15 protein-coding genes and 1 pseudogene are annotated in these 16436 nt (G+C 68.9%); 13 read left to right on the top strand and 3 right to left on the bottom strand.

All coding sequences use genetic code 11. The features are described 5' to 3' along the window. Positions 1-185: 185 nt before the first annotated feature. Together ACLJRL_RS31280 and ACLJRL_RS31275 are read left to right on the top strand one after the other, a co-directional pair. A complete protein-coding gene (locus ACLJRL_RS31280; RefSeq protein WP_410659928.1) occupies positions 186-1775 on the top strand; it encodes an alpha/beta hydrolase in 1590 nt (529 codons plus the stop codon). Positions 1776-2082: 307 nt separating this feature from the next. Next, a complete protein-coding gene (locus tag ACLJRL_RS31275; RefSeq protein WP_410659927.1) occupies positions 2083-2580 on the top strand; it encodes a helix-turn-helix domain containing protein in 498 nt (165 codons plus the stop codon). A gap of 35 nt (positions 2581-2615) precedes the next feature. On the opposite strand, the gene ACLJRL_RS31270 is transcribed toward ACLJRL_RS31275, so the two are convergent. Then, positions 2616-3599, bottom strand: a complete 984-nt coding sequence (locus ACLJRL_RS31270) for a helix-turn-helix transcriptional regulator (protein WP_410659926.1) — start codon at positions 3597-3599, stop codon at positions 2616-2618. A gap of 101 nt (positions 3600-3700) precedes the next feature. On the opposite strand from ACLJRL_RS31270, the gene argC reads away from it, so the two are divergent. From argC to argH, 8 genes are read left to right on the top strand one after another with little or no spacing between them, the layout of a single operon-like run. Next, complete coding sequence (gene argC, locus ACLJRL_RS31265) at positions 3701-4729, top strand: N-acetyl-gamma-glutamyl-phosphate reductase (protein WP_410659925.1); 1029 nt, start codon at positions 3701-3703, stop codon at positions 4727-4729. Beyond that, positions 4726-5886, top strand: a complete 1161-nt coding sequence (argJ, locus tag ACLJRL_RS31260) for a bifunctional glutamate N-acetyltransferase/amino-acid acetyltransferase ArgJ (RefSeq protein WP_410659924.1) — start codon at positions 4726-4728, stop codon at positions 5884-5886. The genes argC and argJ overlap by 4 nt, the downstream gene beginning before the upstream one ends. Then, entirely contained in the window at positions 5883-6800 is a 918-nt protein-coding gene (argB, locus tag ACLJRL_RS31255; RefSeq protein ID WP_410659923.1) for an acetylglutamate kinase, read from the top strand. Before argJ ends, argB begins: the two co-directional genes overlap by 4 nt. Beyond that, positions 6797-7990, top strand: coding sequence for an acetylornithine transaminase (locus ACLJRL_RS31250; protein WP_410659922.1), 1194 nt, complete (start codon positions 6797-6799; stop codon positions 7988-7990). The genes argB and ACLJRL_RS31250 overlap by 4 nt, the downstream gene beginning before the upstream one ends. A 16-nt stretch (positions 7991-8006) precedes the next feature. Beyond that, positions 8007-8933, top strand: a complete 927-nt coding sequence (gene argF, locus ACLJRL_RS31245) for an ornithine carbamoyltransferase (RefSeq protein ID WP_410659921.1) — start codon at positions 8007-8009, stop codon at positions 8931-8933. After that, positions 8930-9448 (top strand): arginine repressor, encoded by a 519-nt coding sequence (locus ACLJRL_RS31240; protein ID WP_410659920.1) that lies wholly within the window; start codon positions 8930-8932, stop codon positions 9446-9448. The genes argF and ACLJRL_RS31240 overlap by 4 nt, the downstream gene beginning before the upstream one ends. After that, on the top strand, positions 9441-9782 hold the full coding sequence (locus tag ACLJRL_RS31235; protein WP_410659919.1) for an argininosuccinate synthase: 342 nt from the start codon (positions 9441-9443) through the stop codon (positions 9780-9782). The genes ACLJRL_RS31240 and ACLJRL_RS31235 overlap by 8 nt, the downstream gene beginning before the upstream one ends. A gap of 25 nt (positions 9783-9807) precedes the next feature. Beyond that, positions 9808-11223, top strand: a complete 1416-nt coding sequence (gene argH / locus ACLJRL_RS31230; protein WP_410659918.1) for an argininosuccinate lyase — start codon at positions 9808-9810, stop codon at positions 11221-11223. A gap of 59 nt (positions 11224-11282) precedes the next feature. On the opposite strand, the gene ACLJRL_RS31225 is transcribed toward argH, so the two are convergent. Next, positions 11283-11996, bottom strand: coding sequence for a TetR/AcrR family transcriptional regulator (locus tag ACLJRL_RS31225; protein ID WP_410659917.1), 714 nt, complete (start codon positions 11994-11996; stop codon positions 11283-11285). Positions 11997-12034: 38 nt separating this feature from the next. Between ACLJRL_RS31225 and ACLJRL_RS31220 the strand changes: the two are divergent. Continuing rightward, positions 12035-13410: pseudogene (locus ACLJRL_RS31220) on the top strand (serine hydrolase domain-containing protein). Here ACLJRL_RS31220 and ACLJRL_RS31215 read toward each other — a convergent pair. Next, the gene (locus ACLJRL_RS31215) at positions 13411-14046 is read right to left on the bottom strand and encodes a TetR/AcrR family transcriptional regulator (RefSeq protein WP_410659916.1); all 636 of its coding nucleotides are present in this window, start codon (positions 14044-14046) and stop codon (positions 13411-13413) included. 93 nt (positions 14047-14139) lie between these two features. Here ACLJRL_RS31215 and ACLJRL_RS31210 point away from each other — a divergent pair, with 93 nt between their 5' ends. Both ACLJRL_RS31210 and tyrS read left to right on the top strand, forming a co-directional pair. After that, complete coding sequence (locus ACLJRL_RS31210; RefSeq protein WP_410659915.1) at positions 14140-14772, top strand: DNA-3-methyladenine glycosylase; 633 nt, start codon at positions 14140-14142, stop codon at positions 14770-14772. Positions 14773-14804: 32 nt separating this feature from the next. Then, entirely contained in the window at positions 14805-16079 is a 1275-nt protein-coding gene (tyrS, locus tag ACLJRL_RS31205; protein WP_410659914.1) for a tyrosine--tRNA ligase, read from the top strand. Positions 16080-16436 lie beyond the last annotated feature (357 nt).

Here is a 16436-nt window from a genome sequence, read left to right as displayed (position 1 = left end):
TCCCAGTAGGGCGCCGCGAGCGTACGACAGAGGACCGACAAGACGGATATGCCCGGATCCGTTGCCCGAACGGGGACGGATACCGACTAAAGAGGGATGGTGGCGGACGTGTCGGTCAGCGAGATTGAAGCCGGTTCTCGGTAGCTTCGGCCCGACCGGGTCGAACGCGGACGAAAAGGAACACAGTGAAGAAATTCGTTGCCGCCCTGGCGGTCGCGGGGATCGGTGTGAGCACCCTGGCGCTCGCCCCCTCCGCAACGGCGTCCTCTGCGTCGGGTTTCGATCCGAAGCCCATCAGCTGGGGAGCCTGCACGCGGCCGAGCCTGGTCAAGGCCGGCGCCGAATGCGGCTTCCTCGAAGTCCCGCTGGATTACGCGAAGCCCGGCGGGGAGAAGATCTCCATCGCCGTTTCGCGGGTCAAGCACAAGTCGCCGCAGTCGCAAGGCGTCATGCTGGTCAACCCGGGTGGGCCCGGTGGCTCCGGTCTCGGCCTGTCGACGCTCGGCCAGTACGTCCCCAAGAAGGCGGGCCAGGAGTACGACTGGATCGGCTTCGACCCGCGTGGCGTGGGGGAGAGCAAGCCGTCGCTGACCTGCGACGGGAACTACGCCTCCTACAACCGCCCGCAGTACGTGCCGACCACGCGCGCGCTCGAGAAGGCCTGGCTGGACAAGGCCAAGGGCTACGCGAAGGCGTGCGCCAAGAACGGCGCGATCCTCGAGCACATCAAGACCATCGACGTCGCGAAGGACGTCGACAGCCTGCGCAAGGCGCTCGGTGAGAAGCAGATCAACTACTACGGCTTCTCCTACGGCACCTACCTCGGCCAGGTCTACAGCACGTTGTTCCCGCAGAACGTGCGGCGGATGGTGTTCGACGGCACCGTCGACCCCCGCGACGTCTGGTACAAAGCGAACCTGAACCAGGACATCGCCTTCGACAAGAACATCAAGACCTACTTCGGCTGGCTCGCGAAGTACGACGACGTCTACCACCTCGGAAAGACGGCCTCCGCGGTCGAGAAGCTGTGGTACGCCGAGCAGAAGAAGCTGTACGACAAGCCCGCCGGTGGTGTGATCGGCGGTTCCGAGTGGACCGACATCTTCCTGCAGGCCGGGTACTACGTCTTCGGCTGGGAAGACATGGCGAACGCGTTCTCGGGCTGGGTGCACAAGGGTGACTGGCAGACCCTGAAGGGCCTGTACGACGACTCCAACCCGCCGGGGCAGGACAACGGCTACGCGGTGTACGCCGCCGTGCAGTGCACCGATGTGGCGTGGCCGCAGAACTGGAACCGCTGGAAGTTCGACAACTGGGTCACGCATTTCCGGGCTCCGTTCGAGACGTGGGGCAACGCCTGGTTCAACGCCCCGTGCCTCAACTGGCCCGCGAAGTCCGGCAAGCCGGTGGAGATCGACGGGCGCAAGGTGCCGGGCATCCTCCTGATCAACGAGGAGAACGACGCCGCGACGCCGTACCCCGGCAGCCTCGAGGTCCGCAAGCGCTACCCGAACTCCAGCCTGATCAGCTCGCCGGGCGGGACCACGCACTCCGGCTCGCTGTCCGGTGTGTCCTGTGTGGACGACAAGATCGCCGACTACCTGCTGACCGGCAAGCTGCCCGTGCGCAAGCCGGGCAACGGTTCGGACGTGCAGTGCACCCCGGTGCCGCCGCCGGTTCCGGCCCCCGCCGCCGCCGCGAAGCCGAAGTCGGATGTGCCGTCGTCGGCCGCTGAAGTGAAGAGGGAGGCGCTGGCTCAGGCTCTGCCTTTCTGAGCCTGGTCGCCCATGGGTCGCTTGAATGCCCCGGTCCGGTTTCCGGGCCGGGGCATTTCCTTTGGGCACGTGAGGGAACCTTGAGGGACTCTGAGTCCCTCAAGGAGTCCTTCACGGACCGGGACCGGTGGGCGGTCGGCTGAACGCCCACTCCCGCAATTAGTCCTCTAATGGCGGGTCGGAGGGTGCCATGACCGGCACCCTCTCGCATCGAACCGCGCTGAAAGTACCGGTCATCCGCCGTCTCGGGCCGAATCCCCGCAGCTGAGCGAAGGAATTGTCGGGGACGCCCGTTAGCGTCCCGGGCATGACCATTGTCGAAGAGCACCGGACCGAGATCCGGGTGCAGGACACCGTTTATCGCATCGAGGTCGCCGCCCGCGAGGGTGGCGGCGCGGCCGGGGAAGACCGCTGGGTGACCGTCATGGTCGGCGGCGCCGGTCCGCAGGAAGAGCCGATAGCCGAAGGCAGGCTCGATATGGACGCCGAGGCCATCCCGGCCTTGGCGACCGTCCTGTCCGACACGCTGCTGGCGTTCGCCGGGCAGGGCGGCCGGAACCGTCGCCGAAGATCGGCCGATCGTCCCGCGCAGCAGGGCCTGCCCTGGTCCGAAGAACTCGACGCCGAACTGGAAAGCCGTTGGCTGGCCGGGGAAAGCGTCGAGGAGGTCGCGCGGGCGTTCGAGCGGACACCGGGCGGGATCCGGGCCCGGCTGCCGAGGGTCGGTTGCGACCCGGAGCACCGGGGCGCGTATCTCCCGGTCCCGCCGAGCCGGCGAGAGGGAGGTGAAGTCGGCCTCGGCTGAACCCAGGCGGCCGCGGGGTCACCTCGCGGCCGCCGTCAGTCCACTGTAGACACTTTGACTGCCGTGGACGCTGCACCTCGGGTGGCCCGGGCCGCCATCTCCCGGAGGTGGTCGATCAGTTCCGGCGGCTCGTGCACGGTGAACTCGCAGCCGAGCCCCAGCAGCCGGAACGCGAGCCAGTCCAAAGTGTCCGTTCCCGCGTGGAAGAGGCAGTTCTCGTCGTCGATCGGTTCGAGTTCACCGAAACTCTCGCCGATCGCGGGGGCGACCTTGGTCAACGGCGCGTGGAGGGTCACGCGTGCGCTGTAGGTGGGCAGGAGGCTGTACATCTTGTCGGTGACGTAGGCCGCGATGTCCTCGGCCGGCGGCTGCCGCGGAGTGGCCCGGCCACCGGTCGCCCTCGGCTCGCTGATCCGGTCCACCCGGAAGATCCGCCAGCCGTCGCGGTCGAGGTCGTAGGCGAGCAGGTACCAGCGTCGACCGGCCGAGACGAGCCGGTGCGGTTCGGTGTGCCGCCGGGATTCGGTCCCGTCGCCAGTACGGTAGGCGAAGCGGGCCCGTTCGTTGTTGGCGATCGCGCCGGCGAAAACGGTGAGGTGTTCCGGGTCCACCGCCGGCCCGGTGCCGGGCATCGGCACGGTCGCGGCGCCGAGCGCGCTGACGCGGTAGCGCAGCCGTGAGGGCAGCACCTGCTCGAGTTTCGCCAGCGCCCGCACCGACGACTCCTCGATCCCCGAGATCGCCTGCCCCGCCGCGCCCCGGAGACCGACCGCGATCGCGACGGCCTCCTCGTCGTCGAGCAGCAGCGGCGGCATCGCCGCGCCCGCGCCCAGCCGGTAGCCGCCGTCCGCGCCCCGGCTCGCTTCGACGGGGTAACCGAGCTCACGCAGCCTGTCGATGTCGCGCCGGATGGTCCGCTGGCTGACCTCTAGCCGTCCGGCGAGCTCGCTGCCAGGCCACTCGCGCGGTGTCTGCAGAAGTGACAGCAGGTTGAGCAACCGGGCCGGCGTGTCCGTCATGCGGCAAGGATGCCCCGTATAAGGGACAGGGGGCGTCCTATTTCGGGTGAGCCGCATGACTTTGTTTGATTGAACTTGCACGCCTGTGCATAATCATTCGTATGACGGTGAAGATCGCGGTGGCCGGAGCCAGCGGGTACGCGGGCGGCGAACTCCTGCGCCTGCTGCTGACCCATCCCGAAGTCCAGATCGGTGCGCTGACCGCGGCGAGTTCCGCGGGCACGCCGCTCAGCCGGCACCAGCCGCACCTCGCGCCGCTGGCGGACCGGATCCTGCTGGAGACCACCCCGGAGACACTGGCCGGGCACGATGTCGTCTTCCTCGCCCTTCCGCACGGCCACTCGGGGGCCATCGCCGCGCAGCTGGGCCCCGACGTGCTGGTCGTCGACCTCGGCGCGGACCACCGGCTCTCGAACGCGGCCGACTGGCAGCGCTGGTACGGCGGCGACCACGCCGGACAGTGGCCCTATGGCCTCCCCGAACTCCCCGGTGCCCGTGAGCGCCTAGCCGGGACCAAACGCATCGCGGTCCCCGGCTGCTTCCCGACCGGCGGTTCGATCGCCCTCGCCCCGGCACTGGCCGCGGGCCTGGTCGAGCCCGAGGTCAACGTCGTCGCCGTGACCGGGACCTCCGGCGCGGGCAAGAGCCTCAAGCCGAACCTCCTCGGTTCGGAGGTGATGGGTTCGGCCGCCGCGTACGGCGTCGGCGGCGCCCACCGCCACACCCCCGAATTCGCGCAGAACCTCTCGGCGGTCTCGGGGGAGCAGGTCAAGGTCTCCTTCACCCCCGTGCTGGCCCCGATGCCGCGCGGGATCCTCACCACCGCGAGCGCCGCGCTGAAGACCGACGTGGACGCCGACGGCGCCCGCGAGGTCTACGAAAAGGCGTACGCCGCCGAGCCGTTCGTCCAGCTGCTGCCCCCGGGCCAGTGGCCGACGACGGCCTCGGTGGTCGGTTCGAACAACGTCCAGCTGCAGGTCACCGTCGACGCCGACACCCGGCGCCTGATCGTGGTCGCGGCCCTCGACAACCTCACCAAGGGCACCGCGGGCGGTGCCGTCCAGTCGATGAACCTCGCTCTCGGCATCCCCGAAACCACCGGACTACCGACCGTAGGAGTGGCTCCGTGACCGTCACCCAGCCGAATGGATTCCGTGCCGCCGGCGTCGCCGCCGGGATCAAGGCCTCCGGCAACCTCGACCTCGCGCTCGTCGTCAACGACGGGCCGCTGCAGGTCGCGGCGGGCGTGTTCACCCGCAACGTGATCAAGGCCGCGCCCGTGCAGTGGTCGCAGGAGGTGCTCAAGCAGCAGCGCCTCAAGGCCGTCGTCCTCAACTCCGGTGGCGCGAACGCCGCCACCGGCCCCGGCGGTTTCCAGGACACCCACAAGACCGCCGAGAAGGTCGCGGAACTCTTCGAGGCGGGCGCCATCGAGGTCGCCGTCTGCTCCACCGGCCTGATCGGCGCGCGGCTGCCGATGGACGCGCTGCTTTCCGGCGTGGACACCGCGTTCAAGGAACTCGGTACCGACGCCGACGCCGGTCTCAACGCCGCCACCGCGGTGATGACCACCGACAGCAAGCCGAAACAGGCCGCCGCGAAGCACGACACCGGCTGGAGTGTCGGCGGCTTCGCCAAGGGCGCCGGCATGCTCGCGCCGAACCTCGCGACGATGCTCTCGGTCCTCACCACCGACGCCGTCACCACGCCCGAGGTCCTCGACCGCGCCCTGCGCGCGGCCACCGGGGTCACCTTCGACCGGCTCGACGTCGACGGTGGCACCTCCACCAACGACACCGTGCTCGTCCTGGCCTCCGGGGCCAGTGGCGTCGAGCCGACCGAGGCCGAGCTGACCGAACTGCTCACCGCCGTCAGCCTCGACCTCGTGCTGCAGCTTCGCGCGGATTCCGAGGGCGCGACCAAGTACGTCGACGTCACGGTCACCGGCGCGGCGAGCGAGGCCGACGCCATCGCCGTCGGCCGGACGATCGCCGAGGACAACCTGGTCAAGACCGCGCTGTTCGGCTCGGACCCGAACTGGGGCCGGATCGCCATGGCGCTGGGCCGCGTGCCGGCGGAGATCGACCCGGAGAAGGTTTCCATCACGATCAACGGCGTCACCCTGTTCGCCAAGGGCACCACCGCCGCGGACCGCTCCGAGGCGGACCTCTCCGGCCGGGACATCAAGATCGTGGTCGACCTCGGTCTCGGCGAAGGCGAGGCGACGATCTTCACGACCGACCTCTCGCACGCGTACGTCGAAGAGAACAGCGCGTACTCGTCATGACGTCGGAATCCACGGTCTCCGCGGACGAGCGGCTCGCGACGGCGACGGAGAAGGCCGCCATCCTGATCGAAACACTGCCCTGGCTGCAGCGGTTCCACGGCGCCACCGTCGTGGTGAAGTACGGCGGCAACGCCATGATCGACGAGAGTCTCAAGCAGGCCTTCGCCGAGGACATGGTGTTCCTGCGGCTGGCCGGCCTGCGCCCGGTGGTGGTGCACGGCGGCGGCCCGCAGATCACCGCGATGCTCAACCGGCTCGGCGTCGAAGGCGAGTTCAAGGGCGGCCTGCGCGTCACCACGCCGGAGACGATGGACATCGTCCGCATGGTGCTGACCGGACAGGTCAGCCGCGAGCTGGTCGGGCTGATCAACGCGCACGGCCCGTACGCGGTCGGCATCTCCGGCGAGGACGCGCGACTGTTCACCGCCGAGCGCAAACAGGCCACTGTGGATGGTGAAGCGGTCGACATCGGTCTCGTCGGCGAGGTCTCCGAGGTCAACCCGGACGCGGTGCTCGACATCGTCAACGCCGGGCGCATCCCGGTGGTGTCCACGGTGGCCCCGGATATCGACGGCGTCGTGCACAACATCAACGCCGACACCGCCGCCGGTGCGCTCGCCGCCGCGCTGGGCGCGGAGAAACTCGTCGTCCTCACCGACGTCGAAGGCCTCTACGCCAACTGGCCGGACCGTGGTTCGCTGGTCGACCGCATCCGCGTCGACCGGCTAGAAACCCTGTTGCCCGGTCTCGCCAGCGGCATGATCCCGAAGATGGAGGCCTGTGTGCGCGCCATCCGCGGCGGTGTCCGCCGCGCGCACGTGATCGACGGCCGGATCGCCCACTCGGTATTGCTGGAGGTCTTCACCTCCCGCGGTATCGGCACCATGGTCTTCCCCGAAACGGAGCTCCCGTGACCAGCCTCAAGTCCAATGCAGACGGCCAGGAGCACTGGAAGTCGTCCCTCATGGACAACTACGGCACCCCGTCGCTGACGCTCGTCCGCGGTGAGGGCGCGAAGGTCTGGGACGCCGAGGGCAAGCAGTACGTCGACCTGGTCGGCGGGATCGCGGTCAACGCGCTGGGCCACGCTCACCCCGCCGTGGTCGCCGCGGTGTCCGAACAGGTCGCGAAGCTCGGGCACACGTCGAACCTCTACGTGAACCCTGTCGTCGTCGAGTTCGCCGAGACCCTGCTCGACGTCGCCGGCCTGACCGGCAACGCGAAGACGTTGTTCGTCAACTCCGGCGCGGAGGCCAACGAGGCGGCGCTGAAGATCAGCAGGCTCACCGGCCGCACCAAGATCGTCGCCTGCGAGGGCGCCTTCCACGGCCGCACCATGGGCGCGCTGACGCTGACCGGTCAGCCGGCGAAGCGCGACCCGTTCACGCCGTTGGTCCCCGGTGTCACGCATGTCCCGTACGGTGACGTCGACGCGCTTCGCGCCGCCGTGGACACCGAGACGGCGGCCGTGTTCCTCGAGCCGATCCTCGGGGAGGCGGGCGTCATCCCGGCGCCCGACGGATACCTCCAGGCAGCGCGAGAGATCACCAAGGCGACCGGGACCCTGCTGGTCTTCGACGAGGTGCAGACCGGGATCGGCCGCACCGGCGCGTGGTTCGCCTTCCAGCACGCCGGGGTCGTACCGGACGTCATCACCCTCGCCAAGGGGCTCGGCGGCGGGCTGCCGCTCGGCGCCGTCATCGGGGTCGGCGAGGCGGGCGAACTGGTGAAGCCGGGGCAGCACGGGACGACCTTCGGCGGCAACCCGATCTGTTGTGCCGCCGGGCTCGCGGTGCTGGAGACCATCGCCAAGGACAACCTGAACGACCACGTTTCCGCGCTGGGCAAGGACATCGCCACCGGCATCGAGGCGATCGGCCATCCGCTGATCGCCGGGGTCCGCGGCGCCGGGCTGCTGCTCGGCATCGCTCTGCGTGAACCGGTCTCGGCGGCGGTCGCGAAGGCCGCGCAGGAGGCGGGCTATCTGGTCAACCCGGTCGCCCCGGACACCATCCGGCTGGCACCACCGCTGATCCTGAGCGCCGACGAGGCCCAAGGATTCCTCGATGCCCTTCCCGGGGCGCTCGATTCCACCACCACCTAGGACAGAGACGAAACGCATGCTCCGCAACTTTCTCCGCGACGACGATCTCAGCCCCGCCGAACAGGCCGAGATCCTGGACCTGGCCGACCAGCTGAAGGCCGAGCCGTTGAGCTCCCGGGCGCTGGAAGGCAAATCCGTCGCGGCGATCTTCGAGAAGAACTCCACCCGCACCCGGTTCTCGTTCGAGGTGGGCATCTCCCAGCTCGGCGGGAACCCGGTGATCGTCGACGGGCGCTCCATGCAGCTCGGCCGCGAAGAGACCATTGAGGACACTTCGCGGGTACTTTCCCGGTACCTGGACGCGATCGTGTGGCGCACGTTCGCGCAGAAGCGCATCGACGCGATGGCTTCGGCGGCGAGCATCCCGGTGATCAACGCGCTCACCGACGAGTTCCACCCGTGCCAGGCCCTCACCGACCTGATGACCATCCGCGAGCGCAAGGGAAAGCTCGCCGGACTCACGCTGGTCTACCTCGGTGACGGTGCGAACAACATGGCGCATTCGCTGCTGCTGGCCGGGACGACGGCCGGGATGCACGTCCGCGTCGTCTCGCCGGAAGGCTTCCAGCCGGATCAGCAGGTCATGCTCGACGCCAAGCATCGCGCGTCCGACACCGGCGGCACCACCACGGTCTACACCGATCCGTACGCCGCCGTCGAAGGCGCGGACGTCGTCGTCACCGACACCTGGACCTCGATGGGGCAGGAGAACGACGGCCTCGACCGGGTCGGCCCGTTCCGTGAACTGCAGGTCAACGCCTCGCTGATGCGCCGCGCCGCCGACGAGGCGATCGTGCTGCACTGCCTGCCCGCGCACCGCGGCTGGGAGATCACCGACGAGGTTCTCGACGGTCCCTCCAGCGCGGTCTGGGACGAGGCCGAAAACCGGCTGCACGCGCAGAAGGCGTTGCTGGTCTGGCTCCTGGGCGAGAAGCGACGATGACCGGCAGCAGGGTCACCCGGCAGGCCCGGATCAACGAACTCGTGTCCACGATGGCCATCCGCAGCCAGACGGAGCTCGCGAAGCTCCTGGCGGCGGAAGGCATCGACGTCACCCAGGCGACCTTGTCGCGGGATCTCGACGAACTGGGCGCGGTCAAGCTGCGGGGCGCGGATTCGGGCGCTCCCGTGTACGTCATCCCGGAGGACGGCAGCCCGGTACGTGGTGTGCAGGGCGGCACTTCCCGGCTTTCCCGGCTGCTCGCCGAGCTGCTCGTTTCGGCGGACTCGTCGGGCAACCTGACCGTGTTGCGCACGCCGCCGGGGGCGGCGCAGTTCCTCGCCAGCGCCATCGACAGGGCGGCGCTGGAGGAGGTCGTCGGTTCGATCGCCGGCGACGACACGGTCGCGGTGATCGCCAGGGAACCGTTGTCCGGCAAGGACCTGGCCGAGCGCTTCATGGCGCTGGCGAAGCGCTCGTCCACTTTGGACGGCGGTGAGGAGGGCGAGGGTGGCTGACGGTTCCGGCTTCCCGGACGACCCGGAAGAGCTGGTCATCACCTTCGACAAGGGGGTGCCGGTCGCGATCGACGGCGAGACTGTCACCATTCCGGAGGCGGTTCAGCAGCTAAACTTCCGGGCCGGCGCCTTCGGCCTCGATGGGCGCGGGAGCCCGGGCGCCTCCGCGCTGGTCACCGCGCACGAGGACCTGGAAAAGGTCTGTGCCGGGCAAATCTCTGGCGAGGTCCGACTGGTGCTGCACCGCGGGACCATGGTCGTGAACTCCGCGCGCGACGAGCGAACGCTGTACGACTTCACCACAGGCGCTACCTTCGACCGATCAGTCGCCTGAAGAAACCAAAGAACCGAGGAGTGTTGTGAGCGGGAAAGAGCAGCCGGTGCAGCTGTGGGGCGGCCGGTTCGCCAGCGGACCGGCGGAGGCCATGGCGGCGCTCAGCGCGTCGACCCATTTCGACTGGCGGCTGGCGCCGTACGACATCGCCGGGTCGCGGGCCCACGCGCGAGTGCTACGGAAGGCGGGGCTGCTCACCGAGGACGAGCTGACCGGCATGCTCGCCGCGCTGGACACCCTCGCGCAGGACGTCGCCTCCGGCGCGTTCACCCCGACGGTCGCCGACGAGGACTGCCACACCGCGCTCGAACGCGGTCTGCTGGAGCGGGCGGGCACCGACCTCGGCGGCAAGCTGCGCGCGGGCCGTTCGCGTAACGACCAGGTGGCGACGCTGTTCCGGATGTGGCTGCGGGACGCGGCCCGCCGAGTGGTCGCGGGCACGCTCAGCGTCGTCGATGCGCTGGTCTCCCAGGCTCAGCGGCACCCGGACGCGATCCTGCCGGGCCGTACTCATCTGCAGCACGCCCAGCCCGTCCTGCTGGCGCACCACCTGCTCGCACACGGCCAGTCGCTGCTGCGCGATGTCACCCGGCTGCGTGACTGGGACGCTCGCACCGCCGAGTCGCCCTACGGTTCCGGCGCGCTCGCGGGCTCCTCACTGGGCCTGGACCCGGAGGCCGTCGCCGCCGAGCTGGGCTTCGACACCAGCGTCGACAACTCCATCGACGGCACCGCGTCGCGGGACTTCGTCGCCGAGTTCGCCTTCGACGTCGCGATGCTCTCGGTCAACCTGTCGCGGATCGCCGAAGAGGTGATCATCTGGAACACCGCCGAATTCGGCTACGTCACCCTCGACGACGCGTGGGCCACCGGCAGTTCGATCATGCCGCAGAAGAAGAACCCCGACGTCGCCGAGCTGACCCGGGGCAAGTCCGGACGGCTCATCGGCAACCTGACCGGACTGCTGGCGACGCTCAAGGCGCAGCCGCTGGCGTACAACCGGGACCTGCAGGAGGACAAAGAGCCGGTCTTCGACTCCGTCGAGCAGCTGGAACTGCTGTTCCCGGCCATCGCGGGCATGCTCGAGACGCTGACCTTCCACGTCGACCGCCTCGCCGAACTGGCGCCCGCCGGCTTCACCCTCGCCACCGACATCGCCGAATGGCTGGTGCGCCAAGGGGTTCCGTTCCGTGTCGCGCACGAAGCGGCGGGGGAGAGCGTCCGTGTCGCCGAAGGTCGAGGCGTCGGCCTGGACGAACTGACCGACGAAGAGTTCGAGAAGATCAACCCGGCGCTGACGTCGGCGGTGCGCGAGGTGCTGACCGTCGAAGGTTCGGTGCGTTCGCGCAACTCCCGCGGCGGTACCGCTCCGGAGCGGGTCGCCGAGCAGCTGGACCGGCTGGTCGCGCGGGTCACCGAACACCGCACCTGGCTCAGCTGAGAAGTACGTGAAGGCCCCCTTCCCTCGGCTCACCCGAGGGAAGGGGGCCTTCACGCGCATCAGGGAAGCTTGGTCGCGAGACCGTCGAGGACGCACTCCAGCCCGCGCTCGAAGTCGGCGTTGTTGGTCTCGTCCGGTTTCTGGTTTCTCTGTGCGGCGTACAGCTTCTTCAGCCGCGGGTACTCCCGCACCGCCTGTTCGGCGGCCGGCCACAGCTGGGCCTTCCAGGCCTGCTCGGTCTGTCCGCTGCGGTTCAGCGTCGTGAGCCACGCGGCCTCACTGGTGGCCCGGCCGACGACGTAGGCCATGACGGTGTTCAACGCCAGGTCGGCGTCGTCCAGCGAGAATCCGGCGTCTTCGAACAACGCCAGCGTCGCCTCCGACAGCATCAGCACGTTCGGGCCCAGATACGCCACCCCCGCCTCGCCCAGCAGTGAGCCGATCCAGGGATGGCGGAGGAACGTCGACCGCAGGTCGTGCGCGAACCGCGTCGCCGCCGTGCGCCACTGGCCCGGCCGCGGTGGCTCGACCTCGCCGTAGATCTCGTCGACGACGAGTTCGACCAGCTCGTCCTTGCCGGCCACATGGGTGTACATCGACGCGGCGGCCGCGTTCAGCCGGATCCCGAGCTTCCGCATGCTCAGCGCGTCGATGCCTTCGGCGTCGAGCAGTTCGATGGCCGCCGAAACGATCTGCTCCCGGCTCAGCGACGGCTGGTCGCGCTGCCGCTTCGGGGGTCGTGCCCACACCGACGGGAACGATTTCCGCGCCATTCACACTCCTCGCCCTCATTTTCCGTACAGTGTTCAGTATGCCGAACACTGTACGGAAAGACTTCGATCACGCCCACTGGCAGGCCCGCCTCGACGACCTGCGGACCGAGCACCATGTTCCGGGGGCGACCCTCGCGGTGCTGACCGGGGGCGAGATCCACGAACTCGCGAGCGGGGTGCTGCACCGCGGGACCGGGGTGGAGACGACCACCGATTCGGTCTTCCAGCTCGGTTCGATCGCGAAGGCCTACACGGCCGCGCTGGTCCTGGGCTTGGCCGAAGAAGGGCTACTGGACCTCGACGCGCCCGTGATCGAGGTGCTGCCGGAGTTCGCGACGGTCGATCCCGAGGCGACGAAGACGATCACCGCCCGGCAGCTGCTCAGTCACACCAGCGGGCTCACCTGCGACTTCACCGAAGACACCGGTCGCGGCGACGACTGCCTCGCCAAGTACGTCGAAGCGGCCCGGGGAGTGGCGATGGACTGTCCGCCGGGAGCGGCGGCGTCCTACAGTAGCGTCGGGTACAACGTGCTCGGCCGCATCGTCGAGGTGCTCACCGGCCTGACCTGGGACGACGCCTTGCGGGAACGGCTCATCGCGCCGCTCGGGCTCACCGAAACGATGACCCTGCCCGAAGAGGCGTTGCGGTTCCGCGTGGCGATGGGACATCTGGGGGAGGACCCGGAACCGACGCCGCCTGGGATCTCCTGCCGCGCTCGGCCGGTCCGTACGGGCGCGTTCTCGCCACCGCCGGCGACGTCGCCCGGTTCGCCCGGATGCTGCTGGACGGTACGGCGGCCGACGGGACACGAGTGCTCGCCGGGGAGACGGTGGCCGCGATGCGGCGTCGCGAGGTCGAGGTGTTCGACAAGTGGACGCTCGGTTCCGACGGCTGGGGTCTCGGCCTGTCGATCCACGACTGGGACGGCACGCCCGGCTTCGGCCACAACGGTTCGTCGATCGGGCAGCGCTCCTACCTTCGGGTGGTGCCCGCGGCCGGGGTGGCCCTCGTGCTGCTCACCAACCACGGCACGACCGACAGGCTCTACTCGGCGCTCTTCCGGGAACTGCTCGGCGAACTCGCCGGAGTCCGGGTGCCGGCCGACTTCGCTCCGCCGGCGACGCCGCCCTCAGTGGACGTCGCGCCCTTCGCCGGTATCTACCGGCGCGAAGGCGTCATCATCACCGTCGCCGAAAACGACGGGAAGCTGCGCTTCGTCTACGAATTCGCCGACGGGCTCAAGGGCATCGCCCCGCCGATCGAGGCGGATCTGGTGCCGGTGGCGGAGAACGTCTTCGCCGGGATGAACCCGATGTTCGGGGACGACTGGATGCCGGTGCTGTTCTCCCGGCTGCCCGACGGCACGGAGTACTGCGACACCTCGATGCGAGTGGCGCCGAAGATCGCGTAGCTACTTCTTCGCGGTCTTCCGGAGCTTCGCGCGCACCGCGCGGGTGGCGACCGGGCCGAGTCCTTCGAGGACGTCGATCAGGACAGCGAGCTGCCCCAGCGCCGCCAGGGCCTGCTCGCTGCCTTCCGGATTGACCGATTCGAACAACGTCAGGCCGAGGAATCCGGCGGAGACCGCGTGGGCGAGTCCTTCGGTGTCCGCCAGTTCGAGCAGCGGCGAACCGGCCAGCACGCGGTCGAGGGTGCTCCGGACCTCATGGACCCATTTGTCCAGCGCCTGCCGGGTCGCCTCGGCCAGCCGTCCGCCGCCCTGCGCGCCGGCGAGGGTCTGGGCGAGCACCGCCATGTTCCCCTCGGCCCGTTCCTCCGCGTGGATGGTCCGGCCGAGTTCGAGCAGCTCACCCACCGTGGTCACGGCGGCGAACCGGTCCCTGTAGTGGGTGACGCGGCTTTCGGTCGCCGTGACGCAGGCCTGCGCGATCAACTCCTCGACACTGCCGAAGTGGTAGAAGATCAGCGCCTGGTTGGAGCCCGCCGCGGTGGCGACGGTCCGCGCGGACACCGCGGTGATGCCGCTGGTGCGGATGGTTTCCAGCGCGCCGTCGATCAAGCGCTGCTTCGTGCTCGGCCCGTTCATCACTCCAGACTTTAGGGCATGTTTGAGCGGTCGCTCAACGCGATAGGGTCGGCGCCAGGGAGATCGCGGACATAAGGGGAGTGCGGAAACGTGGTGACCGGAAGGCAGTTCACCCGGCAGGAGCTGGCGCTGGACCCGGTGGAACTGGCCTCGCTCCTGCTCGGCTCGGTGATCGAAGCGACCGGGCCGGACGGCACGGTCGCCGTCCGGCTGGTGGAGGTCGAGGCCTACCGAGGGCTCGACGATCCCGCGTCGCACTGCTATCGCGGCAAGACCCCGCGCAACGCGGTCATGTGGGGGCCCGCGGGATACCTGTACGTGTATTTCGTCTATGGCATGCACTTCTGCGCCAACGTCGTCGGCACCGAAGACGGCCAGCCGGGCGCTGTGCTGCTGCGCGCGGGTGAGGTCGTGTCCGGCGCGGACATCGTCCGGAAGCGGCGGCCGACCGCTCGGGGTAACGGCGAACTCGCCAAGGGGCCCGCCATCCTCACCTCGGTACTCGGGATCGACCGGGCTGAGAACGGTGTCGACCTGACCGACCCCGCGTCACCCGTCCGGCTGTTCACCGGCGACCGGGTGCCGGATTCGGCCATCCGCACTGGACCGCGCGTCGGCGTCGCGATGGCGATGGACACGCCGTGGCGGTTCTGGGTCGACGGATCACCCGCCGTCTCCACCTATCGCCGCGGCGGCAAACGACGGGTGGCAACCCCCGGCCGATAGTCGGTTGACCTGGTGCGGGATCATCTACAGGCGTGAGTGAGCACATCCTTGACGAGCTGACCTGGCGCGGCCTGATCGCGCAATCCACCGACGCCGACGCTTTGCGGCGAGACCTCGACCAAGGGCCCCTCACCCTCTATTGCGGGTTCGACCCGACCGCGCCCAGCCTGCACGCCGGCAACCTCGTCCCGCTGTTGATGCTTTCGCGGTTCCAGAGGGCCGGGCACCGGCCGATCGTGCTGGCCGGCGGCGCCACCGGGATGATCGGCGACCCGAGGGACGCCGGTGAGCGCACGCTCAACACCCTCGACACGGTCGCCGAATGGGCGGGCCGCATCCGCGGTCAGCTCGAGCGGTTCGTCGATTTCGACGGTTCGCCGACCGGCGCCGTCGTCGAGAACAACCTGAACTGGACCGGGCAGCAGAACGTGCTCGAGTTCCTGCGCGACGTCGGCAAGCACTTCCCGGTCAACACCATGCTGAACCGGGAGACGGTGAAGCGGCGGCTCGAGACCGACGGCATGTCCTACACCGAGTTCAGTTACCTGCTGCTGCAGTCGCAGGACTACCTGCACCTGTACCGCGAGTACGGCTGCAAGCTGCAGGTCGGCGGCTCTGACCAGTGGGGCAACCTCATCGGCGGCGTCGATCTGATCCGCCGGACCGACGGCGGGCACACACACGCGCTGACCGCGCCGTTGGTCACCGACTCGGAGGGGCGCAAGTTCGGGAAGTCCACCGGTGGCGGAAGCCTCTGGCTGGACCCGGAGATGACCTCGCCGTACGCGTGGTTCCAGTACTTCGTGAACGTCGCGGACGCCGATGTCGTCCGCTACCTGCGGATGTTCTCCTTCCTCGGGCAAGAGGAGCTCGCGGCACTGGCCGAGGACACCGAGCAGCGGCCGCACCTGCGGTCGGCGCAGAAGAGGCTGGCCGAGGAGTTCACGACCCTGGTGCACGGCGAGGAGGCGACCCGGCAGGTCATCGCGGCGAGCCAGGCGCTGTTCGGCAGGGGGGAACTGCGCGAGCTGGACTCGCCGACGCTGGACGCGGCCATGGCCGAGGTACCGAACGGCAAGGTCGACCCGAGGGGGGAGTCGACGATCATCGATCTGCTGATCGCCGGCGGGCTCGTCGACAGCAAGGGCGCCGCGCGCCGCACCGTCAAGGAAGGCGGCGCGTACGTCAACAACACGAAGATCGCCGACGAGGAGTGGAAGCCGTCCTCGGACGACGCTCTGCACGGCCGCTGGCTCGTGGTCCGCAAGGGCAAGCGCAACGTCGCCGGCGTGCGCGTCGGGGGCTGATCGAGGCGACCGGCCCGGAACAGGGGCTTGACCTGCGAAAACGCAGTTAAGGTACCCCCCTGTTTCGGGCCCTTCCCGGCCATGTAAAGTTCTCCAAGTCGCCAGGGAAACCGGGTGGCCGACCGGGACACGAACCAAGCTCTCGCCTCAAGGTGATTGAGTGGGTGTCCCACCAAAAACTGCTAGGAATGACTGCTTCGGATAAGGCCGCGTGCGGCGCGATTCGGGGTGTGTTGCTTGAGAACTCAACAGTGTGCTAGTGAACTAAGCCAGTAGAGCTTATGTATTTGAACCTCGTTTGAGGTTCCTTTGAGTGCATTAAATTGCCTCGATCAAATTTGACATTGTTGGAGAGTT

The sequence above is a fragment of the Amycolatopsis sp. lyj-112 genome, assembly GCF_046549055.1.
Classification (GTDB): domain Bacteria; phylum Actinomycetota; class Actinomycetes; order Mycobacteriales; family Pseudonocardiaceae; genus Amycolatopsis.
This window is presented reverse-complemented; position numbering and strand designations above follow the sequence as displayed.